Source organism: Roseomonas sp. KE2513 (assembly GCF_016107305.1).
Classification (GTDB): Bacteria; Pseudomonadota; Alphaproteobacteria; order Acetobacterales; family Acetobacteraceae; genus Roseomonas.
Map to the genome: position 1 here is coordinate 248,184 of NZ_RCVR01000001.1, position 20,478 is coordinate 268,661.

17 protein-coding genes and 1 tRNA gene are annotated in these 20,478 nt (G+C 71.5%); 9 read left to right on the forward strand and 9 right to left on the reverse strand.

The features are described 5' to 3' along the window. The first annotated feature begins 225 nt into the window (after positions 1-225). Together D9599_RS01245 and D9599_RS01250 are read left to right on the forward strand one after the other, a co-directional pair. Positions 226-1,524: an MFS transporter gene (locus D9599_RS01245; protein WP_198379379.1), complete on the forward strand. Its 1,299-nt coding sequence runs from the start codon at positions 226-228 to the stop codon at positions 1,522-1,524. Further along, the gene (locus D9599_RS01250) at positions 1,521-2,777 is read left to right on the forward strand and encodes an SLC13 family permease (protein ID WP_198379380.1); all 1,257 of its coding nucleotides are present in this window, start codon (positions 1,521-1,523) and stop codon (positions 2,775-2,777) included. The genes D9599_RS01245 and D9599_RS01250 overlap by 4 nt, the downstream gene beginning before the upstream one ends. Before the next feature lie 34 nt (positions 2,778-2,811). Here the strand turns inward: D9599_RS01250 and gorA are convergent, their stop codons facing one another. From gorA to D9599_RS01265, 3 genes are all read right to left on the reverse strand, one after another. Next, on the reverse strand, positions 2,812-4,224 hold the full coding sequence (gene gorA, locus D9599_RS01255) for a glutathione-disulfide reductase (RefSeq protein ID WP_198379381.1): 1,413 nt from the start codon (positions 4,222-4,224) through the stop codon (positions 2,812-2,814). 140 nt (positions 4,225-4,364) lie between these two features. Beyond that, positions 4,365-5,843: an NAD-dependent succinate-semialdehyde dehydrogenase gene (locus D9599_RS01260; RefSeq protein ID WP_255531463.1), complete on the reverse strand. Its 1,479-nt coding sequence runs from the start codon at positions 5,841-5,843 to the stop codon at positions 4,365-4,367. A 72-nt stretch (positions 5,844-5,915) separates the two neighbouring features. Next, entirely contained in the window at positions 5,916-6,605 is a 690-nt protein-coding gene (locus D9599_RS01265; protein ID WP_198379382.1) for a GntR family transcriptional regulator, read from the reverse strand. Between the two features lie 57 nt (positions 6,606-6,662). On the opposite strand from D9599_RS01265, the gene fahA reads away from it, so the two are divergent. The 3 genes from fahA to D9599_RS01280 all read left to right on the forward strand — a co-directional run bounded on the left by fahA (position 6,663) and on the right by D9599_RS01280 (position 9,784). Next, positions 6,663-7,967: a fumarylacetoacetase gene (fahA, locus tag D9599_RS01270; RefSeq protein ID WP_198379383.1), complete on the forward strand. Its 1,305-nt coding sequence runs from the start codon at positions 6,663-6,665 to the stop codon at positions 7,965-7,967. Between the two features lie 79 nt (positions 7,968-8,046). After that, positions 8,047-8,835 (forward strand): cyclase family protein, encoded by a 789-nt coding sequence (locus D9599_RS01275; RefSeq protein ID WP_198379384.1) that lies wholly within the window; start codon positions 8,047-8,049, stop codon positions 8,833-8,835. 4 nt (positions 8,836-8,839) lie between these two features. Further along, a complete protein-coding gene (locus D9599_RS01280; RefSeq protein ID WP_198379385.1) occupies positions 8,840-9,784 on the forward strand; it encodes a tripartite tricarboxylate transporter substrate binding protein in 945 nt (314 codons plus the stop codon). A 21-nt stretch (positions 9,785-9,805) separates the two neighbouring features. Here D9599_RS01280 and D9599_RS01285 read toward each other — a convergent pair whose 3' ends face one another. The 4 genes from D9599_RS01285 to glmU all read right to left on the reverse strand — a co-directional run bounded on the left by D9599_RS01285 (position 9,806) and on the right by glmU (position 15,135). Next, positions 9,806-10,282, reverse strand: coding sequence for a VOC family protein (locus tag D9599_RS01285; protein WP_198379386.1), 477 nt, complete (start codon positions 10,280-10,282; stop codon positions 9,806-9,808). Positions 10,283-10,551: 269 nt separating this feature from the next. Continuing rightward, positions 10,552-11,850: an MFS transporter gene (locus tag D9599_RS01290; protein WP_198379387.1), complete on the reverse strand. Its 1,299-nt coding sequence runs from the start codon at positions 11,848-11,850 to the stop codon at positions 10,552-10,554. A 123-nt stretch (positions 11,851-11,973) separates the two neighbouring features. Continuing rightward, the gene (gene glmS, locus D9599_RS01295; RefSeq protein ID WP_198379388.1) at positions 11,974-13,797 is read right to left on the reverse strand and encodes a glutamine--fructose-6-phosphate transaminase (isomerizing); all 1,824 of its coding nucleotides are present in this window, start codon (positions 13,795-13,797) and stop codon (positions 11,974-11,976) included. Next, positions 13,798-15,135 carry a bifunctional UDP-N-acetylglucosamine diphosphorylase/glucosamine-1-phosphate N-acetyltransferase GlmU gene (glmU, locus tag D9599_RS01300; RefSeq protein ID WP_232480011.1) on the reverse strand — a complete coding sequence of 446 codons (1,338 nt, stop codon included), beginning with the start codon at positions 15,133-15,135 and terminating at the stop codon, positions 13,798-13,800. A gap of 92 nt (positions 15,136-15,227) precedes the next feature. Between glmU and gph the strand changes: the two genes are divergently transcribed. Both gph and D9599_RS01310 read left to right on the forward strand, forming a co-directional pair. Beyond that, positions 15,228-15,878, forward strand: a complete 651-nt coding sequence (gph, locus tag D9599_RS01305) for a phosphoglycolate phosphatase (RefSeq protein ID WP_198379390.1) — start codon at positions 15,228-15,230, stop codon at positions 15,876-15,878. Between the two features lie 47 nt (positions 15,879-15,925). Further along, positions 15,926-16,690: a substrate-binding domain-containing protein gene (locus D9599_RS01310; RefSeq protein ID WP_198379391.1), complete on the forward strand. Its 765-nt coding sequence runs from the start codon at positions 15,926-15,928 to the stop codon at positions 16,688-16,690. A 9-nt stretch (positions 16,691-16,699) separates the two neighbouring features. Here the strand turns inward: D9599_RS01310 and D9599_RS01315 are convergent, their stop codons facing one another. Beyond that, on the reverse strand, positions 16,700-17,524 hold the full coding sequence (locus D9599_RS01315; RefSeq protein WP_198379392.1) for a DUF3108 domain-containing protein: 825 nt from the start codon (positions 17,522-17,524) through the stop codon (positions 16,700-16,702). 138 nt (positions 17,525-17,662) lie between these two features. Here D9599_RS01315 and D9599_RS01320 point away from each other — a divergent pair. Beyond that, a tRNA-Val gene (locus D9599_RS01320) sits at positions 17,663-17,737 on the forward strand. 92 nt (positions 17,738-17,829) lie between these two features. On the opposite strand, the gene D9599_RS01325 is transcribed toward D9599_RS01320, so the two are convergent. Further along, a complete protein-coding gene (locus D9599_RS01325; protein ID WP_198379393.1) occupies positions 17,830-18,297 on the reverse strand; it encodes an EF-hand domain-containing protein in 468 nt (155 codons plus the stop codon). Positions 18,298-18,604: 307 nt separating this feature from the next. On the opposite strand from D9599_RS01325, the gene D9599_RS01330 reads away from it, so the two are divergent. After that, positions 18,605-20,374, forward strand: coding sequence for a uracil-xanthine permease family protein (locus D9599_RS01330; RefSeq protein WP_198379394.1), 1,770 nt, complete (start codon positions 18,605-18,607; stop codon positions 20,372-20,374). Positions 20,375-20,478: the final 104 nt, after the last annotated feature.

The following is a 20,478-nucleotide window of genomic DNA, read 5'->3' on the forward strand; positions in this document are numbered from 1 at the left end:
TGGGGCGATCCCGGTTCCGTCGGGACGGGAGTTCTTCAGATTACTGTGCCGTCATGTTCGGCCCTGCGAGAATTCGCGAGCGCATCATGGGTTGCGGTGAGTTGATCCTCGCTGGGGGGTACGGCAGCTCGCTGCCTGGGGTGGGAAGACCCGGACAGGGAATGTTACGGTGCAGCCGTCCCTGCTTCCCTGGCGTTCGCGGCTGGCCCCTTTCGGATCATCCCGATGTCACGTCCTGACGATGCCGCGGTTCCCACGCGCGCGCTGTGCGCGCTCGATGGGCTGAACTTCACCCTGGCCGATGTGCGGGACGGGCTCGGGCCCTATCTCGCGATCTACCTGCTGGCGGTGCGAGGGCCCGACGGGGGGTGGAACGAGGCGACGATCGGGCTGGTGATGACCATCGCGGGCATCGCCGGGCTGCTCGCGCAAACGCCGGCTGGGGCGCTGATCGACCGCACGCGGCACAAGCGGGCCGTCGTGGTCGCGGCGGCGCTGGCGGTGACGGCGAGCTGTCTGCTGCTGCCCTTCATCTCCGGCTTCTATGCTGTCGCGGCCACGCAGTCGCTCGCGGGGATCGCGGGGGCGGTGTTTCCGCCGGCGCTGGCGGCAATCACGCTCGGCGTGGTCGGGCCCCGCGCCTTCTCCCGCCGGATCGGTCGGAACGAGGCCTTCAACCACGCGGGCAACGCCGTCTCGGCCGGGCTGGCGGCGGGAACGGCGCTCTTATTCGGGCCGGTGGTGGTGTTCTGGATCATGGGGGCGCTGGCCGTGCTGAGCATCATCGCCGTGATGATGGTGCCGGCGGGGGCGATCGATGACGAGCTGGCGCGCGGGATGGAGCACGGCGAGGGAGAGGCGGAGGAGGCGCCCTCGGGCTGGCGGGCACTGGCGGGGAACCGGCCGCTGGTCGTCTTCGCGGGGCTGATGGCGGCCTTCCACCTGGCGAATGCGGCGATGCTGCCCTCGGTCGGGCAGTTGCTGACGAAGGTGGTGGGGAAGGAGGACGCGACCTCGCTCGTGGCTGGCTGCATCGTCGCGGCGCAGTGCGTGATGGTGCCGGTGGCGATGCTGGTGGGCGCGAAGGCGGATGCCTGGGGGCGCAAGCCGCTGTTCCTCGCAGGGTTCGGGGTGCTGGCGCTGCGGGGGGTGCTCTACACGCTCTCGAGCAATCCCTGGTGGCTGATGGGCGTGCAGTTGCTGGACGGCGTGGGCGCGGGGGTGTTCGGCGCGCTGTTCCCGGTGGTGGTGGCGGACCTGACGCGGGGGACGGGGCGCTTCAACGTCAGCCAGGGCGCGATCGCCACGGCGCAGGGGCTGGGCGCGGCGCTGAGCGCCAGCTTGGCGGGGGCGGTGATCGTTGGGGCCGGGTATTCGGCCGCTTTCCTCGTGCTGGGCGGGATCGCGGCGGCGGGGTTCCTAGGCTACCTCTTCCTCATGCCCGAAACCCGCGACTCTGCCGCCCACGCCGGCCTGCCGCCCGGCGGCTGCGCCGCACCGATGCAGGCGGCGGCCGGAGGATGAGTTCGACGGCGGCGGTCTGGGCGATCTCGGGGCTGGCGACGGCGGGGGTGATCCTGCGACCCTTCCGCTGGCCGGAGGCGGTCTGGGCGGTGCTGGGCGCGGCGCTGCTGGGGGTACTGGGGCTGCTGCCCTGGCCCTCCGTGCTGCGGGGCGTGCTGCGCGGGACGGATGTCTACCTCTTTCTCATCGGCATGATGCTGCTGGCGGATGTCGCGCGGCGCGAGGGACTGTTTGACTGGCTCGCGGGCTTCGCCGTCCGGGCGGCGCGCGGCTCCGCAACGCGGCTGCTGGCGCTGGTGTATGGCGTGGGGGTTGTGGTCACCGCCTTCCTCAGCAACGACGCGACGGCGGTGGTGCTGACGCCCGCCGTCTATGCCGCGGCGCGGGCGGCGGGCGCGCGGCCGATGCCGCACCTGCTGGCCTGCGCCTTCGTGGCCAATGCGGCCTCCTTCATCCTGCCGATTTCCAACCCCGCGAACCTCGTGGTCTTCGGGCAGGGCCTGCCGCCCCTGGGGGAGTGGCTGCGGCGTTTCGCGCTGCCCTCCCTTCTCGCGGTGGGCGCGACCCTTGCGGCGCTCTGGGTGACGCAGCGGCGCGTGCTGGCGGCGCCGATCGCGGCGAGGGTCGAGGCGGTGCCGCTGCGGCGGGGCGGGCTGGTGGCGGGGCTGGGCATCCTGGTGACGGCCGTGGTGCTGCTCGCGTCCTCCGCCGGAGGGTACGACCTGGGGCCGCCGACGCTGCTCTGCGGCGTGGCGACGGCGGCGCTGGTGCTGGGGATCACGCGGCAGTCGCCCTGGGGGGTGCTGGCGGGGGTGTCCTGGGGGGTGCTGCCGCTGGTGGCCGGGCTCTTCGTGCTGGTGGAGGCGCTGGGCACGACAGGGGCGGTGGAGGCGTTGGCCGGGCTGCTGCGCGCGGGGCTGGGAACGCCGGGGGAGACCGCGGCGGCTGCCGGGGCCGTGGTGGGCGTGGCGACGAACCTGTTGAACAACCTGCCGGCGGGGCTGCTCTCGGGCGCGGTGGTGGAGGCGGCGGGGGCCGCCCCGGTGCTGGCGGGCGCGATCCTGATCGGCGTGGATCTCGGGCCGAACCTGTCCGTCACAGGATCGCTGGCGACGATCCTCTGGCTGGTCGCGATCCGGCGGGAGGGGCTGGATTTCGGGACCTGGGCCTTCCTGCGGCTCGGGCTGGTGGTGATGCCGCCGGCGCTGGTGCTGGCGCTCGGCGGGCTTGTGCTGGGAGGGGGGTGGCCGTGAGGCTTGGCGCGGGTTTCATCCCTGCGCCGGCACTTCAGGCGGCCTTCGCGGCCTTGCCGACGTGGCGGGTGGCAACCCGCATGGTGACGAATTCCTCGGCCGCCGTCGGGTGGATGCCGATGGTGGCGTCGAGCTGCGCCTTGGTCAGGCCGTTCACCACGGCGACCGCAATGCCCTGCATGATTTCCGGGCTGTCCTCGCCGATCATGTGGGCGCCGAGGAGGACGCCGCTCTCGGCATCAACCACAAGCTTCATCAGCGCGCGCCGGCCCTCGCGGCGGGTGATGCTGTGGCGCATGGGGGTGAAGCGGGAGGTGTAGATCTCGACGGGGCCGCGGCGGGCGGCCTCCTCCTCCGTCAGGCCAACGCTGCCGATCGGGGGGGCGATGAAGACGGCCTTGGGCACGTTCTCGTAGGAGGCGCGGCGGGGCCTGGGGCCGAACAGGGTGTCGGCGAGGGCGTGTCCGACGGCGGTCGCCATGGGCGTGAGGTTCACGCGGTCGTCCACGTCGCCGATGGCGTAGATATGGGGCACGTTGGTCGCGTGGTTCTCGTCGGTGCGGATGACCGGGCCGTCGAGGCTGGTGACGCCGGCCGCCTCCAGCCCGAGGCCGCCCGTGTTGGGCACGCGGCCGAGCGCGAGGAAGACCGCATCGGCCTCCACCACGCGGCCGCTGGCCATGCGGACGACGCGGGTTTCGCCGTTGAGGGTGATCTCGGCAGGACTCTCGCCGGCGAGGATGGTGATGCCGTCGGCGGTGAGGGCCTCGGCGGCGGCCTGGCGGATCTCCTCGTCGAAGCCGCGAAGCGGGAGAGCCTGGCGATAGGCGAGCGTCACCTCCGAGCCAAGGCCGTGGAGGAGGGAGGCGAACTCAAGCCCGATATAGCCGCCGCCGACCATGAGGACGCGCTTCGGGCGCTCCTGCAGGGTGAAGAGGTCGTCGGAGATGAAGGCGTGTTCGGCGCCCGGGAAGTCCGCGCGCACGGGGTGACCGCCGGTCGCGATGACGATGCGCTCCGCCGTGACCTTGCGGGCGCCGACCTCGATCTCGTGCGGGCCGGTCAGGCGCGCGTGGCACTCGAAGACCTCGGCGCCGACACCCTCCAGCAGGCGGCGGTAGATGCCCGAGAGGCGCGCCACCTCCATGTCCCGGGCGCGGACGAGCGTGGGCCAGTCGTGCTTCGCCTCGCCGAAGGACCAGCCGAAGGCAGCACCGTCCTGCGCCCAGGCGCCGTATTCGGCGGCCTGCACCATCAGCTTCTTCGGCACGCAGCCGACATTCACGCAGGTGCCGCCCCAGAAGCGGGCCTCGGCGATGCCGACCTTCGCACCGTGGCCGGCGGCAATGCGCGCGGTGCGGACGCCCGCGCTGCCGCCGCCGATGACGAAAAGGTCGAAGTCGTGGCCGTGGGAGGGGGCCGCGGTGGGGCTCAGGGAGGCGCTCATGACCGGAAAGGTCGGGGCTTCCGCCGGATCGCGCAAGGGTTGCCGCGGAGAGGGGCGGTCCCGCGTGCCCGTCATGATGGACGGGCAGCGCGGGCCTTGAAGTGGAGGAAGGGAGGCGCCCTCCCCTCCCCCGCCGCCGCTCAGGCCCCGAGGCCGCCCAGCAGGAGGTACTTGATCTCGAGGTAGTCCTCGATGCCGTACTTGCTGCCCTCGCGGCCGAGGCCGCTCTCCTTCACGCCGCCGAAGGGGGCGACCTCGGTGGAGATGATGCCCTCGTTGATGCCGATGATGCCGCTCTCCAGCCCCTCGGCCACGCGGAAGATGCGGCCGACGTCGCGGGCGTAGAAATAGGCGGCGAGGCCGAACTCGGTATCGTTGGCCATGCGGATGCCCTCCGCCTCCTCCTTGAAGCGGATGAGGGGGGCCATGGGGCCGAAGGTTTCCTCCTTGAGGACCTTCGCGCTGATCGGCACATCGGTGAGGATCGTCGGCTCGAAGAAGTTGCCGCCGAGGCTGTGGCGGTGGCCGCCGGTGAGAACCTTGGCGCCCTGGGAGGTGGCGTCCTGGATATGCTCCTCCACCTTCGTGACGGCATCGGCGTTGATCAGCGGGCCCTGCGTGACGCCCGCCTCCATGCCGTTGCCGACCTTGAGCCCCTCGACGGCCGCCTTCAGCTTCTCGGCGAAGGCGTCGTAGACACCCTCCTGCACGAAGATGCGGTTGGCGCAGACGCAGGTCTGGCCGGTGTTGCGGAACTTCGAAGCCATGGCGCCGGCGACGGCGGCGTCGAGGTCTGCGTCATCGAAGACAAGGAAGGCGGCGTTGCCGCCGAGCTCCATGGAGGTCTTCTTGATGGTGCCCGCGCATTGAGCGAGCAGCGTGCGGCCGACCTCGGTGCTGCCGGTGAAGGAGAGCTTGGCAACATCGGGGTTGGTGGAGAGTTCCTCGCCCTGCTCGCGCGCGGAACCCGTGACGACATTGCAGACGCCGGCGGGCATGCCCGCGCGCTCCGCGAGGACGGCGATGGCGAGGGCGGAGAAAGGTGTCTGCGAGGCCGGGCGGATGACGCCGGTGCAGCCCGCGGCCCAGCCAGGGCCGGCCTTGCGCGTTATCATGGCGGCCGGGAAGTTCCAGGGCGTGATCGCCGCGAAGACGCCGATCGGCTCCTTCATCACGAGGATGCGGCTGCCCTGCTTGAAGGTTGGAATGGTGTCGCCGTAGATCCGCTTTCCTTCCTCGGCAAACCACTCGATGAAGGAGGCGGCGTAGGCGATCTCGCCCTTGCTCTCGGTCAGCGGCTTGCCCTGCTCGGCCGTCATGATCGCCGCGAGGTCGTCCACGTTCTCCATCATGAGGTTGAAGAGGCGGCGGAGGATGGCCGCGCGCTCCTTCGCGAGCATCGCGCGCCAGGCGGGCTGGGCGGCCTTGGCGGCGGCGATGGCGGCGCGGACCTCCTCGCGCGAGAGGGAGGGGACGGTGCCGATGGCCTCGCCGGTGGCGGGGTTCTTGACCGTGAGCGTCTTGCCGGAAGCGGCGTTAACCCAGGCGTCGCCGACGCGGTTCGTCTGGCGGAAGAGGTCCGGGTCCTTCAGGACCAGCTTGGCGGCGGTGTCGAGCATCGGGGGCTCCTCTCGGCAGGCTGAAGGTCGGGGCGGAAGATGGGACGCCGGAAGCGCGGTGTCACCCCGCCCTCAGCGGTCAGGTGGTGCTTCGCCGAGGAGGGCGAGGACGATCTCGGCGGTGGTGCCGATATGGGCGGCGAGAAGGGCGGGCGCCTCCGGGTCGCGGGCGAGGATCCGCTCGGCCAGCGCCTCGTGCACTGCCAGCACGCGCCCCCAGTCCTGGTGGGCCGTCTCCAGCAGACGGCGGTAGCGGGTCTTCTGGAGGTAGAGGTCGTCGCAGAAACGCAGCAGCGAGGGCAGCGGGCAGGCGGCGATGAGGGCGCGGTGGAAGCGGTGGTGGCGGGTTTCGTAGGCATCCACCCAGGCATCGCTCGCGGCATCGCGGCGGCCGATCTCGTGGCGGAGGAGGGAGAGGCTGGCGACGATCTCGTCCTCCCAGGCGGGGCCGCCGGCTTCCATGGCGAGGCGCAGCGCCTGAGGCTCCACGATCTGGCGGGAGCGGGTGACATCCAGCAGGTGCGCGCGCGTGACGGGCGGGACGGAGAAGCCCTTCTGGCCCTCCAGGTGCACGAAGCCTTCGGCAGCGAGGCGGGCCAGGGCCTCCCGCAGGGGGGTGGCGCCGAGCCCGTAGCGAGCGGTGAGGTCGCGCAGGCGAAGGCGGCTTGCGGGCGGAAGGCCTCCGCCGAGGATGTCCTGGCGCAGCCGCCGGGTGGCAGCTTCGGCGAGGGTGGCACCGGGAGGCGACGGAATTTCGATCACGGCAGGAAATTTATATTCTCTCTGGTCAGCGTCGGGCAAGCGCGGCATGGTCGGGGCATGGACGTCCTCGACAAGACACACGACCCGCAGCGCCGCTCCTGGGTTATCTCCGCCAATGAGCCGGGGGCGGAGTTCCCGATCCAGAACCTGCCGCTGGGGGTGTTTTCCCGTGGGGGCGATGCGCCGCGCGGCGGGGTGGCGATCGGGGACCAGGTGCTGGACCTGCGGGCGGCGCTGGACGCCGGGCTGATCTCGGGCGAGGCGGCGGAGGCGGCGGCCGGGCCAACGCTCAACCGGCTGATGGCGATGGGGCGGGCTGCGTCCCGCGAGTTGCGGGCGGCAGTCTCGGCCCTGCTGGCGGAGGGAAGCGGCGCGGCCTCGCGCGGGGCGGAGATCCTCGTGCCGATGGCCGAGGCGCGGATGCACCTGCCGAGCGTGATTGCGAACTTCACGGACTTCATGGTCTCGCGAGACCATTCGGCGCGGCTCGGGGCGCTGAAGGACCCAGAGGCGCCGCTGCCGCCGGCCTTTGACAGCCTGCCGATCGCCTACCACTCCCGTGCTAGTTCCTTGCGGCCGAGCGGCGAGGGCGTGGTGCGTCCGAACGGGCAGTGGCGGCGCAAGGAGGGAATGCATTTCGGCCCGACCGAGGCGCTGGACTACGAGCTGGAGCTGGCGATCTGGCTGGCGGGGGAGAACGCGCTGGGCACGCCCGTGCCGATGTCACGCGCGCCGGAGCGGCTGTTCGGCTATGGGCTGCTGAACGACTGGTCGGCGCGCGACATGCAGCGCTGGGAGATGCCGCCGCTCGGGCCCTTCCTGGCGAAGAGCCTCGGCACCACCGTCTCCCCCTGGATCGTGACGGCGGAGGCGATGATCCCCTTCATGGTGCCGGCGGCAGCGCGGGTGGAGGGAGTTCCGGCCCCCCCGCCCCACCTCGATTCGCCGGGAAACCGGGAGCGCGGCGGGCTGTCGATCGCGCTGGAGGTGCTGCTGCTGACGCCTAAGATGCGCGCGGCCGGCGCGGCGCCGGCGCGGCTGACGGCGACGGAGTTTGCCTGGATGGCCTGGACGCCCGCGCAGATGGTGACGCACCACGCGAGCAACGGCTGCAACCTGCTGCCGGGCGACCTGCTGGGCAGCGGCACCTGCTCGGGCCCCACGGACGAGAGCCGGGCCTGCATGGCGGAGATCATCCTTTCCGGCCCGATTCAGCTGCCGGGCGGCGAGACGCGGCGCTTCCTGGAAGACGGGGACGAGGTGATCTTCCGCGGGCGGGCGCACGCACCGGGCGCGGTGTCGATCGGCTTCGGCGAGTGCCGGGCCGCGGTGCTGCCCGCGCCGGCCTGGCTGGCGGAGTAGGACCCACCACGAGGGCGACGGTTAGACGAGGCGGGGAAAGCCGGCGAAGCTGGAACCGCACGGAGGAAGCGAGCAAGGCATGCCACGCAGGATCATCGACATCTCGTCCACGCTGAAGGCGGGCATCGCGAGCGACCCGCCGCAGATGCTGCCGAAGATCGAGTACCACGACCACCGTATGACCGCGCCGCGCCTGGCCGAGTACATGGGCGTGGGCGTGGAGGCGCTGCCGGAGGGCGAGTACGCGGCGGTGGAGCAGGTGAACATCTCCACCCACAACGGCACGCATCTCGATGCGCCCTACCACTACTTCTCGCGCATGGACGAGGCGCTGGTGCCGGGCGGGCGGCCCTCGATGCGGATCGACGAGGTGCCGCTGGAGTGGTGCTTCAACCCCGGCGTGAAGCTCGACTTCCGGCACCTGCCGGACGGGCACGTGGTGCAGCCGGACGAGGTTGAGGCGGAACTCAAGCGTATCAGGCACGAGATCCAGCCCTTCGAGATCGTGGTGGTGAACACACGCGCGGCCAGCCGCTACGGCGAGGACGACTACATCGACACCGGCTGCGGCATGGGCAAGGCGGCGACGATGTGGCTGCTGGAGCGCGGCGTGCGCGTGGTGGGCACGGATGCCTGGTCCTGGGACGCGCCCTTTTCCCACACGCGGCGGCGCGTGGCGGAGACCGGCGATGCCTCCCTTATCTGGGAGGGGCACCGGGCGGGGCGGGAGATCGGCTACTGCCACATGGAGAAGCTCTCCAACCTCGAGAGCCTGCCGGCAGACGGGTTCACCGTGGCGTGCTTCCCCGTGAAGATCCACCGGGCTTCGGCGGGCTGGACCCGCGCCGTGGCCATCCTGGAGGATTAGCGCCATGCGGCGGATGTTGATGGGCGCCATGCTGGCGCTGGCGGCGGCCCTTCCCGCCCGGGCGGAATACCCGGACAAGCCGATCACGATGATCATGCCCTACTCGCCGGGCACGGCGGACGTGCTGATCCGCGCGATGGGCGAGCACTTCCAGCGGGTGCTCGGCCAGCCGCTGGTGCTCATCACGCGCGACGGCGGATCGGGCGTGGTGGGGATGCGAACCGTCGCGACGAGCGCGCCGGATGGCTACACCCTCGGCCAGACGCCGATGACGGCGATCGTCGTGCAGCCGCACATGGTGCGGAACGCCGGCACCAACCCCGAGAACTTCGAGGCGGTCTGCGGCACGAACGAGAACATCCTCGGCGTGGTCGTGCGCGCGGAGAGCCCGATCCGCACCCTGCCCGACCTCGTGGCGGAGGGGCGGCGGCGGCCGATGAGCTTCGGCAGCCCGGGGCCGAACTCGCTGCCGCAGCTCGGCGTCTGGCGCGTGCAGAAGGCGACGGGAGTGGATTTCAACCACATCCCCTATCGCGGTGAGGCGGCGCATCTGAACGACACGCTGGCCGGGCGGCTGGATTTCTCGGCGGCGGTCGTGTCCTCGGCGGCGGAGATGGTGCAGGCCGGGCGGATGCGGCTGATCGCGGTCTTCTCAAACCGCCGGCATCCGGACTTCCCGGACGTGCCGACCGCGCGGGAGCAGGGGATCGACGCGCTGCAGCTCAGCCAGGTCGGGATCTACGCGCCGCGCGGCACGCCGGCGCCGGTGCTCGACCGGCTGGAGGACGCCTGCCGCGCGAGCCTTGAGACGCCGGTGGTCAAGCAGGTGCTGGCCACCACCCGCGCGCCAGCCTCCTTCGTGCCGCGGGCGCAGTTGAACACGATGCTGCGCGAGGAATTCGCGAGCTACGGGCGCATCCTGCGCGAACTGGGCGTGCAGGCGGAGTAGCGATCCGTGCCCGGCGCGTCGTCAGCCGCGCCGGGCCGCCTCGATCGCAGCGATATCGATCTTGCGCATGGTCATCATGGCCGCGAAGGCGCGCTTCGCCTCCTCGCCGCCGGCCGCGATCGCCGCGGTGAGCGCGCGCGGCGTGATCTGCCACGAGAGGCCCCAGCGGTCCTTGCACCAGCCACAGGCGCTTTCCTGCCCGCCGTTGCCGACGATGGCGTTCCAGAGGCGATCGGTTTCCGCCTGATCGTCCGTCGCGATCTGGAAGGAGAAAGCCTCGCTGTGCCGGAAGATGGGCCCGCCGTTCAGGCCGATGCAGGGAATGCCCGCCACGGTGAACTCCACCGTCAGAACGTCGCCCGCCTTCCCAGAGGGGTAATCGGCCGGCGCGCGGTGGACGGCTCCCATCGTGCTCTCGGGAAAGGTCTCGACGTAGAAGCGGGCGGCCGCTTCGGCGTCCTTGTCGTACCAGAGGCAGACCGTGTTCCTGGCGGCCATGGCAGTTCCTTCCCCACGCTGTCGGCACCCGGGCATCGCTTCTGATCCCGGAGATGCCGGAGCGCGGCGCCATGTAATCATCGGGCTCGCGAGGCTCAAAGGGTGGCGGGTGAAGCTGCCGGCGCCACGGCCTCGCGCTCATCCCGGCCGTCCCGTGAGTTCATCCGCTCAGCCGGCGGCAAGTGCTCAGGACGCGGAGCCGGTCGTAGCGGCTTGCCCGGGGAGCCTTCCAGCTTCAGGACGAACGGATCTCAGGTCTGCCAGACCCTCTACCCGCGCTGGCGGAGGCGCGTCACCCAAGCCGGGGCCGCGCGCCCCTCCACGTTCGGCAGCAGCGCGGTGAGCAGGCCGAGAAGGGGCAGGAAGGAGCAGAGGCGGTAGACGGCGTCGATGCCGATGCTGTCCGCCAGTTCCCCGAGCGCGGCAGCGCCGAGGCCGCCGAGCCCGAAGGAGAGGCCGAAGAACAGCCCGGCCACCAGCCCCACTTTCCCTGGCAGCAATTCCTGCGCGTAGACAAGGATGGCGGAGAAGGAGGAGGACATGATCAGGCCGATCACGACCGTCAGCACCACCGTCGGCACCAGCCCGACATAGGGCAGCGCGAGGGTGAATGGCAGCGCGCCGAGGATGGAGAACCAGATCACCGGCAGGCGGCCGATCCTGTCGCCCACCGCGCCGCCCGCGAGCCCGCCGAGGACCACCGCGCCGAGATAGACGAAGAGCAACACCTGCGCCGACTGCACCGAGAGGCCGAAGCGGTTGATGAGGTAGAAGGTGTAGTAGGAGCTGAGGCTGGCCGTGTAGACGTTCTTCGAGAAGAGCAGCATCACCAGCACGGCAATGGCGAAGGTGACGCGCTTGCGGGGCAGCTCGACCACCGCGCCGCTTCCCGCCCTTCGCCCGCCCGGCATTGCGACCTGCCGGTTGCGCGCGTACCAGCCGCCGACGCGGAACAGCACGACCATCCCGAGCAGCGCGGCGGCGGAGAACCAGGCGACGCTGCCCTGCCCGCGCGGGGCGACGACAAAGGCCGCCAGCAACGGCCCGATCGCCTGGCCGAAATTTCCGCCCATCTGGAAGAGGGACTGCGCGAGGCCAAACCGCCCGCCGGAGGCGAGCCGCGCGACGCGCGAGGACTCCGGGTGGAAGACCGAGGAGCCGATGCCGATGAGGGCGGCGGCCATGAGGATGACCGGATAGCTGGAGGCCTGGGAGAGGACGAGCAGCCCGACGAGGGTGGAAGCCATGCCGACCGGCAGCGAGTAGGGCATCGGCCGCCGGTCCGTGACGAGGCCGACGAGCGGCTGGAGCAGCGAGGCCGTGAACTGGAAGGCAAGCGTGATGAGGCCAATCTGGCCGAAGTCGAGTGCGTAGTTGGCCTTCAGGATGGGGTAGAGCGCCGGCACGAGCGACTGGATCATGTCGTTCAGCAGGTGGCAGAAGCTGAGCGAGAGCAGCACGGTGAAGGCGGTTCCGCCCGCGCTGCCCCCTGTGTTGCCCGCGAGCTTGCCTGAGGCCGTGGCGGCCGGCGCGGTCGTGGCTTCGGGGGCGAGCGCGGTCTGGCTCATGGGATGGCCGGACTCCTTGGCCAGACGGGAGGCAAGGCCGCGGGATCGCATTCCGCACGGCCAGGCCGTTCCCTGTCCCACTACGCCCGCGCGGTGGCGGGCACAACGCGCAACCGGCGCGGATTACTCGACTGTCACGGCCTTCGCGAGATTGCGCGGCTGGTCCACATCCGTGCCCTTCAGCACCGCGACGTAATAGGCGAGCATCTGCACGGGGATGGTGTGAAGGATGGGCGCAACGAAGGGATCGACCTTCGGCAGCACCACGACGCGGGAGGCGAAGCGGCGGAGCGCGACGGCGCCCTCCTCGTCCGTGAAGGCAATGATGCGGCCGCCGCGGGCCGCGGCTTCCTGCAGGTTGGAGGCGGTTTTCTCGAAAAGCGGACCGCTCGGGCAGAGGGCGATCACCGGCACCTTCGAATCGATCAGCGCGATCGGGCCGTGCTTCATCTCGCCGGCGGCATAGCCCTCAGCGTGGATGTAGGAAATCTCCTTCAGCTTGAGGGCGCCCTCCATCGCGATGGGGAAGAGGCTGCCGCGGGCGAGGTAAAGGACATCGCGGGCCTCAAGGATATCGGCGGCGACCGCCTCGATCTCGGAGGTCGCGTCGAGGATCCGCGCAGCGTGCTCAGGCACTTCCAGCAGCGCGTGGGTGAGGCGTGCTTCCTCGGCCGCGTCGATGGCGCCGCGGGCGCGGGCGAAGTTGATCGCGAGGCAGGCCATGACCGAAAGCTGGGCGGTAAACGCCTTGGTGGAGGCGACGCTGATCTCGGGGCCGGCGACCGTCATCAGCGTGGCGTCGCTCTCGCGGGCCATGCTGCTCTCGGGCACGTTCACGATCGAGACGAGAGACTGACCACCCGCGCGCAGCAGCTTCATGGCCGCGAGATTGTCGGCGGTCTCTCCGGACTGGGAGACGAACATGGCGGCCGCGCCCTCGGTCAGCGGCGGATCGCGGTAGCGGAGTTCGCTCGCCACGTCGCAATCGGTCGGCATGCGGGCGAGGCCCTCGAACCAGTAGCGGGCGGTCTGGCCGACGAGGAAGGCCGAGCCGCAGCCGGAGAGCCAGAGGCGGGGCAGCGTCGCGGGGTCGAAGGGGAGCGACGGACGGGCCACGGCGCGCGAGGCGGGGTCTACGTACTGGCGGAGCGTGTCGCCGATGACGGCCGGGTGCTCGTGCAGCTCCTTCTCCATAAAGTGGCGGTAGTTGCCCTTGCCAATGGCGGCGCCGGAGAAGGCGGTGATCTTCACCGCGCGCTCAACGGGCTGGTCGGCGGCGTCGAAGACCTGGGCGTCGGCCTCGCCGACCACGGCCCAGTCGCCCTCATCGAGATAGGCGATTCGGCGGGTGAGCGGAGCGAGCGCGAGGGCGTCAGAGCCGACGAACATCTCGCCCTCCCCGTAGCCGATGGCGAGCGGGGCGCCCTGGCGGGCGACGAGGAGCTTGCGGGGGTGGCCGGCAAAGACGGCGGCGAGGGCGAAGGCGCCGTGGACGCGCTTGAGGGCGCCGGAGAAGGCGGCTTCCGGGCTGTCGCCGCGGGCGAGGTGGTGGTCCACCAGACGGGCGAAGGTCTCGGTGTCGGTCTCGGTCTCGAACTCGGCGCCCTCCCCCTCCAGTTCGGAGCGGAGTTCGGCATGGTTCTCGATAATGCCGTTATGGACGATCGAGACGCGGGCGGTGCCGTGGGGATGGGCGTTGCGCGTGGTGGGGGCGCCGTGGGTGGCCCAGCGCGTGTGGCCGATGCCGGTGGTGCCGGGCAGCGGGTCCTGCTCCAGCACGTTGGCCAGGTTGCCAAGCTTGCCTTCGGCGCGGCGACGCTCGACATGCCCGTTCACGAGAGTTGCGATGCCCGCGCTGTCATAGCCGCGGTATTCCAGCCGGCGGAGGGCTTCCAGAAGGCGGGGAGCTGCCTCGACCTGACCGACGACGCCGACGATGCCGCACATTCAGCGCTGCTCCTTCTTTACGGTGAGGGAACGTCTCTCGAGGCGGAAAGTCGCGGCGCGACCTTCTTTTTGTTCCTGCCGGGCGCGGCCGAAGGCCATGGCGTCGGGCAGGACGTGCGTGGTGATGGTGGAGCCAGCGGCCACGAAGGCGCCGTCGCCCAGGGTGAGGGGCGCGACGAGGGTGGCGTTGGAGCCGATGAAGACCCCCTTCCCCACGGTGGTGCGATGCTTGGCGAAGCCGTCGTAGTTGCAGGTGATGGTGCCGGCGCCGATGTTGGTGGCCGCCCCGATCGTGGCGTCGCCGATGTAGCTGAGGTGGTTCGCCTTCGCGCCCTCCCCCAGGTGGGTCGCCTTCAACTCCACGAAGTTGCCGACATGGGCGCGGGGGCCGACCTCGGTGCCCGGGCGCAGGCGGGCGAAGGGGCCGATGGTGGCGCCGCGGCGGACCGTGCAGCCCTCGAGGTGAGAGAAGGCGCGGATCTCGACCTCGTCCTCCACGGTGACGCCGGGGGCGAAGACGACGTCGGGGCCGATGGTCACGTCTTGGCCGAGGCGCGTGTCGAAGCTCAGCGTCACGCTCTCGGGGCGGATGAGGGTGGCGCCATTGGCCATGGCGGCCTCGCGCAGGCGGGACTGGACGACGGCCTCTGCGGCGGCAAGCTCGATGCGGGAGTTGATGCCGCGGCACTCCGCTTCGTCGGCCTCGACGGCCACGGCGCGGAAGCCGGCGGCGCGGGCGGCGGCAACGGTGTCGGTGAGGTAGTACTCACCGGAGGCGTTATCGTTCGTCAGGGCGCGCAGCCAGGGGAAGAGCTGGGCGCCGGGGGCGCAGATGACGCCGACATTGCAGAGGCCGACGGCGCGCTCGTCCTCCGTCGCGTCCTTCCACTCCACGATGCGGGAGATGCCGCCGTCCTCGTGCGGGAGGACGCGGCCGTAGCGGGCGGGGTCGGCGGGTCGCATGGCCAGCAGGGCGAGGTCGGCCGCCTCCCGCGCTTCAAGAAGGCGGCGGAGGGTCGCCGCGGTGATGAGGGGATTGTCGGCGTAGAGGACGGCGACGTCGCCGTTCAGCCCCTCCAGCAGGGGCGCGGCCTGGAGGGCGGCGTGGCCGGTGCCGAGGCGGTCGTGCTGGATCACCGTCGCGTGGGGGGCGGCGGCCTTCTCCAGCGCGGGCATGTCGGGGCCGGTGACGACCACAATCCGGTCGAACACTTCCTCGCAGGCGGCGATGAGGTGGCGGAGCATCGGCCGGCCCGCGATGGGGTGCATGGCCTTCGGCAGGGTGGAGCGCATGCGGGTGCCGAGCCCGGCGGCGAGGAGGATGGCAGCCCGTGTCATGGGGGCGTTAAGCCCCTGGACGACCCGTTCCGCAAGGCCGTGGCCGGTCAACTCCCGTTGCGGTGCGGAATCGGGGATGGCATGGGGCATAAATGGAACGCATCGCCCTCTTCGACCTCGACGGCACGCTGATCGACAGCGCACCGGATATTCATTCCGCGCTTGACCGGATGATGGCACGGCTGGGGCGCCCTGGATTCTCCCGCCCGGAGGTCTGGGCAATGATCGGGGACGGGGTTTCGGTGCTGGTGCAGCGAGCCTGCGGGGCACGGGGACTGGAGGCCTCCCCGGAGGTGATCGCGGAGTTCCTCACCGACTACGAGGCCCATGCGGCAGAGGAGACGCGGCCCTTCGAGGGGATCCCCGAGGTGCTGGCGGCGCTGCGCGCGACGGGGTGGCGGCTGGCGGTCTGCACGAACAAGCCCGAGCGGGCGGCGCGGATCGTACTCGACGACCTCGGCCTCTCGCCGCTTCTGGACGCGGTGGGCGGGGGGGACAGCTTCCCCGTGAGAAAGCCGCATCCGGGGCATCCGCTGGGGCTGCTCGCCTGGATGGGGGGCGAGGCCTCGCGCGCCGTTCTTGTGGGGGACCACCACAACGACACGCGGGCGGCCAAGGCGGCAGGGATCGCTCCCGTTTTCGCGGCCTGGGGCTATGGCGCGCCGGAGATGGCAGAGGGGGCGCCGGTGGTGGCAGGACCGGCCGAGCTGCCGGCACTGCTCGCGGGGCTGGCGAGGGGGTGACTCGGGCCGCATGATCGCCCCCGGGTTGGAAACGGGGAGGCGGCGACATGGGGTGGCGTTCGGCGGGACTGGGATTCGTGGTGGCGGCGCTGGTGCTCGGCGGCGCCAGGGCCGACGAGGTGCGGGTGCTGACGGCCGGCGCCTTCAAGGGCGTGGTGGTGGCGGCCGCCCCCGCCTGGGAGGCCGAGACCGGGCACCGGCTGGTGGTGGACAACGACACGGCCGGGGCGCTGGCCCGGCGGGTGACAGGGGGCGAGAGCTTCGACCTGCTGGTGGTGCCGCCGGCGCAGATGAACGCCCTCACCCGCGCGGGCCAGGTAGCGGCGGGGGCGGTGCCGCTGGCGCGGGTCGGCATCGGCGTCGCGGTGGCCGAGGGCGCGCCGCGGCCGGAGATCGGCACAGTGGAGGCGCTGAAGGCCGCGATCCTGGCGGCGCCACGGATCGCCTATATCGATCCGGCCTCGGGCGGATCGAGCGGGACGCATGTGGCCTGGCTGCTCGGGCGCCTCGGCATTGCCGAGGAGATGCGAGGGCGGAGCGTGCTGGTGCCGGGCGGGCTGGTGGCGGAACGGTTAGTGGACGGCTCGGCGCAGCTGGCGATCCACCAGATCAGCGAGATCCTGCCGGTGAAGGGCGCGGTGCTGGTGGGGCCGCTGCCGGCGGAGGTGCAACTCTACACCACCTATTCCGGCGGACTCCCGCCCAACGCGCGGGAAGCGGCGCGGAGCTTTCTCGCGCGGCTCTCGGGCGAGGCCGGTCAAACGATCCTGCGGGAGCGGGGCATGGAGCCGCCGGGCCCGGCGGCCCCTTAGGATAGCGCCCTAGTTCGCGACCGGCCGCACCCGGCCGGGCGGGCCGACGCTGGAGAGGCGTGCGCTCATCGTGCCGAACCAGCGGCTGGCGGCCTCGATCCGCACGGGGATGACGGGGCCGCCCGGCGCACTCTCGCCGAGCCAGGCGGTGCCGTATTGCGGGCGGCGGGCGGTCTCGACGTCCTCGTCGCGGCGGTAGCCGGCGAGGAAGCGCCCCTCGAAGGTGCATTTCACGGCCGTACCGGACCATTCGTCGCGGGCGGGAGCGAAGGCATCGCGCCCCTGGGTGCCGGCGGCCATGGAGGAAAGGCGGCGGCCGTCATAGACGCGCACCGCGCCGTCGCAGCGCCCGACGCGGCGCACCTGGCGGACGAGCTGGGCGACGGCGGAGAGATTGTCGATCGTGTCGCGCTGCTCGGCCTCGGGCACGGGCAGGCGCTCCGTGTCATTGGGGGGCACCATCACGCGGATGATGGGCTGGTTGTTCTGCCACTCGAGGACGGTGCGGCGGCTCTCGCCGCGGAGCGATCCCTCAGAGATGTAGCGGCGCGGGCGGGCGCGGTCGCCCTGCCAGACGCCATCAACCCGCGTGACCAGCTCCCCGCTGCCGAAGGCGGAGGCAACGCCGCGCAGGCGGCTGCGGAACTCAACGCTGTAGGCAGTGTCGGTAATGTCGAGCACCGCGTTCAGTTCCATGATCGTCACGCCCGCCGCGGAGACGGTGTAGGTAGCGGCAATCGGCTGCGCCCGCGCGGGCTGCGCGGGGAGCAGGGCGGCGAGAGGGAACGCCAGGGCAGCGGCAAGCAGGGATCGCGGCGGGCGGGCCGGGCTCATGCGGGGCCTCTTCGTTGCTCGCCTCTAGATCGTGGCGCCGCCCGCGTTTGACCAGGGGAGGCGGGCTGCCAGCGAGCTGCCAACGGGTTGCCGATGGGTTGACAGGGCCGGGTGCCCGGGGATATCCCGCCCCCATCAGGGCGCGTAGCTCAGCGGGAGAGCATTCGCTTCACACGCGAAGGGTCACAGGTTCAATCCCTGTCGCGCCCACCACCGCCCCCTCACCTCCTCCAGATTATCGACGAGCGGCCGAGGGGTCCCTTCCCCGGCCGTGTGCCGTATGCGCGGCGATGCCGCATGGTGTTTCAGCGGCGATGCCGTGGGCCCACCTCGTCCGGCGTCAGCGCGCCGTCGCCGTTCGCGTCGCGGGCACGGAACATCGCCTCGGCGGCCGGACGCAGCTCAACGAGCGTGACCTTGCCGTCCCGGTCGGCGTCGAGGGCGCGGAAGACACCCTGGCCGCGGCCCTCCATGCGCGCCTCGGCGCGCTGCATGCGGGCGGGGCCGTGGGCCTGGAAATAGGCGCGCGCCTCCTCCCAGGTCACACCGCCGTCCTTGTTGGCGTCCATGTCGGCGAAGCGAGTGGAGAGGGCGGACCAGGCCTCCTCGCTGGTGACGCGGCCGTCGCCGTTCGCGTCGGCGGCGCGGAACATGGCGCCGGGGCCGCGCGGCACCGGGTCGGCGGGGCCGCGGCCCTGGGCGAGCGCCGGAAGCGCGAGGGCGCCGAGCGCCGCCGTAGCCGCGAGGGCGGAGAGGGTGATTTTGCGGTTCATCTGGTGCCTCCTTCTGGGACACCGAAGATGAGGCCGGGCATGTAACGCTGCGAGGAGCGGCGCGTGAGGAAGGGTGACACGCGCTCGCGTTCCGAAACTGAAACCAGGCGCCGCAAATTTGGGTCGGCCGAAATTGCGTGTCCGGAAAAGGGATGCGACCTTCCCGGTGTTCTACTTCGGAGCGGGACCGGGTGACGAAGGGGTTCGAGACAGGTCGTAACGTGGCTGCCGGGGCAATTGCCGCCTGCCCCATCCGGGCATCGGCACAGGCAGCGGGAGGATCCCGCGGCCAGCGCCGCCCCGGCTGATGCCATCCCTTCTCGATCGTCTCCTCCCCCCGCCGCGCGCCTGGAAGCGGGCGCGGCCGGAGGAGCTGCTCTACGCGTTGAACGAGGCGCCGCCGGTCGGCCTCACCCTCAACATGGGGATGCAGCACGCCTTCCTCTCGCTCATGTTCTCGCTCTACGCCGTGGTGGCCGGACAGGCGATCGGACTGGAGCCGGCGGGGGTCAGCGCCTTCGTCAGCGGCAGCATCTTCCTGCTGGGGGTGGCCACGCTGCTGCAGGCGGTGCCGAGCCGGCTGGGGGCGGGCATGATCCTCGTGGCCATCCCATCCGCCGCGCGGCTGTCGATATTTATCTCGGTGGCGGGAAATTACGGACTGGGCGCGGCGATGGGCGCGACCATCGTCTCGGGCATCGCGGCGATCGGCTTCGCGCGGCTCATCCCGCGCCTGCGCGCCGTGTTCCCACCCGAGGTGATCGGGGTGGTGGTGCTGATGCTCGGGCTCTCGCTGGTGGGAACGGGGCTCTCGCGCGGGGTGGGGCTGACGGCGGCGGGGGAGGTCTCACAGGCGGCCATCGTCTCCGCCCTCGCGACCATCGCCTGCATCATCGCGGTCTCGCTCTGGGCGCCGCCCGTGCTGCGGCGGCTGGCCATGGTGGTGGGGGCGCTGGCCGGCACGCTGGTGGCGGTGCTGACGGGGGCGGCGGAGCCGGGCGGCTTGGCGAGCCTCTCCGCGCTGCCGCCGCTCGCGGTGCCGCTGCTGGGGCTCGACCTGCCGGCGCCGAGCTTCGCGCTGGCGCCGATCGCGGTCTTCCTCGTCGCGCAGCTGATCGGGGTGATGGACCTCTTCGGCGGCGTGCTATCGATGGACAAGATGAACGACGCGCAGTGGCGGCGCGTAGACATGTCGGTCGTGGCGCGCGCCGTGACGGGGATGGGGCTGGTGCATGTCGCGCAGGGCGCCACGGGGCTGCTCGCGAGCGGGACCTCCTCCGCCAATCTCGGCCTCGCGCACGCGACGGGCGTGACAGCCTGGCGTGTGGGCGCCGCGGCCGGGCTGGTGCTGATGGCGACGGCCTTCTGTCCGATGGTGGCGGGGCTGATCGCGCTGACGCCGGCGCCGGTGATCGGCGGGATCCTCGTCTATACCGCGGCCTTCCTGATCGTCTCCGGCATGGGGCTTGCCACCTCGCGCATGATGAACACGCAGCGGGGCTTCACCGTAGGCCTCGCGCTCGTCTGCGGCACGGGGGTGATGCTGCTGCCGGCCCTCGCCCATGCCTCGCCGGGCTGGAGCCGGGTGATCGTGACCTCGGGGCTGACGGTCGGCTCGGTCGCCGCGGTGCTGCTGAACGCCCTGCTGCGGATCGGCGTGCGGCAGACGGCCGTGCTGGTGCTGGACCCTGCCTCGGAGGCGCGGCAGGCCGCCGAGTTCCTGGAACGCCAGGGCCGGGCCTGGGGCGCACGGGCGGAGGTGGTCGTCCGCGCGGGTGTCGCGCTCGGCGAGGCGCTGGAGGCGTTGCGGCAAGCCGGTACGGAGGGGCGTGTCACCCTTTCAGCCAGCTTCGACGAGTTCAACCTTCGCTGCCGGCTGGAGCACGCGGGCACGCCGCTGCCGCTGGCGGCCGAGGACGCACCGGACGCGGCCGCGCTGATGGCGGCGGAGGGGGAGGACGCGCTGAACGAGGCAATGCGGCGCGTCTCGGCGGCGTTGATCGCGCGGCTGGCGGACCGTGTGCGGGCGGGGCGCCGAGGCGAAGTGGCGGAGCTGGTCTTCGAGTTCGAGCACTGACGGCCGGCCGGCGGGGCCGCCCCTTTCTTGAGGGGCGGAGCGCCTGGCCGAAGCGTCTCTGCCCGTCGTGTGCCGGGTTAAGCCGTGGCGATCCCCCGCGATCC

What these genes read in the sequence shown, in the direction of transcription:
- D9599_RS01250 (WP_198379380.1), top strand. Translation starts at nt 1,521, where the DNA reads ATGAGTTCGACGGCGGCGGTCTGGGCGATCTCGGGGCTGGCGACGGCG.
- glmU (WP_232480011.1), bottom strand. Translation starts at nt 15,135, where the DNA reads ATGACACGGGCTGCCATCCTCCTCGCCGCCGGGCTCGGCACCCGCATG.
- D9599_RS01285 (WP_198379386.1), bottom strand. Translation starts at nt 10,282, where the DNA reads ATGGCCGCCAGGAACACGGTCTGCCTCTGGTACGACAAGGACGCCGAA.
- D9599_RS01275 (WP_198379384.1), top strand. Translation starts at nt 8,047, where the DNA reads ATGCCACGCAGGATCATCGACATCTCGTCCACGCTGAAGGCGGGCATC.
- fahA (WP_198379383.1), top strand. Translation starts at nt 6,663, where the DNA reads ATGGACGTCCTCGACAAGACACACGACCCGCAGCGCCGCTCCTGGGTT.
- D9599_RS01325 (WP_198379393.1), bottom strand. Translation starts at nt 18,297, where the DNA reads ATGAACCGCAAAATCACCCTCTCCGCCCTCGCGGCTACGGCGGCGCTC.
- D9599_RS01280 (WP_198379385.1), top strand. Translation starts at nt 8,840, where the DNA reads ATGCGGCGGATGTTGATGGGCGCCATGCTGGCGCTGGCGGCGGCCCTT.
- gph (WP_198379390.1), top strand. Translation starts at nt 15,228, where the DNA reads ATGGAACGCATCGCCCTCTTCGACCTCGACGGCACGCTGATCGACAGC.
- D9599_RS01260 (WP_255531463.1), bottom strand. Translation starts at nt 5,843, where the DNA reads ATGCTCGACACCGCCGCCAAGCTGGTCCTGAAGGACCCGGACCTCTTC.
- D9599_RS01290 (WP_198379387.1), bottom strand. Translation starts at nt 11,850, where the DNA reads ATGAGCCAGACCGCGCTCGCCCCCGAAGCCACGACCGCGCCGGCCGCC.
- D9599_RS01330 (WP_198379394.1), top strand. Translation starts at nt 18,605, where the DNA reads ATGCCATCCCTTCTCGATCGTCTCCTCCCCCCGCCGCGCGCCTGGAAG.
- gorA (WP_198379381.1), bottom strand. Translation starts at nt 4,224, where the DNA reads ATGAGCGCCTCCCTGAGCCCCACCGCGGCCCCCTCCCACGGCCACGAC.
- D9599_RS01245 (WP_198379379.1), top strand. Translation starts at nt 226, where the DNA reads ATGTCACGTCCTGACGATGCCGCGGTTCCCACGCGCGCGCTGTGCGCG.
- glmS (WP_198379388.1), bottom strand. Translation starts at nt 13,797, where the DNA reads ATGTGCGGCATCGTCGGCGTCGTCGGTCAGGTCGAGGCAGCTCCCCGC.
- D9599_RS01315 (WP_198379392.1), bottom strand. Translation starts at nt 17,524, where the DNA reads ATGAGCCCGGCCCGCCCGCCGCGATCCCTGCTTGCCGCTGCCCTGGCG.
- D9599_RS01310 (WP_198379391.1), top strand. Translation starts at nt 15,926, where the DNA reads ATGGGGTGGCGTTCGGCGGGACTGGGATTCGTGGTGGCGGCGCTGGTG.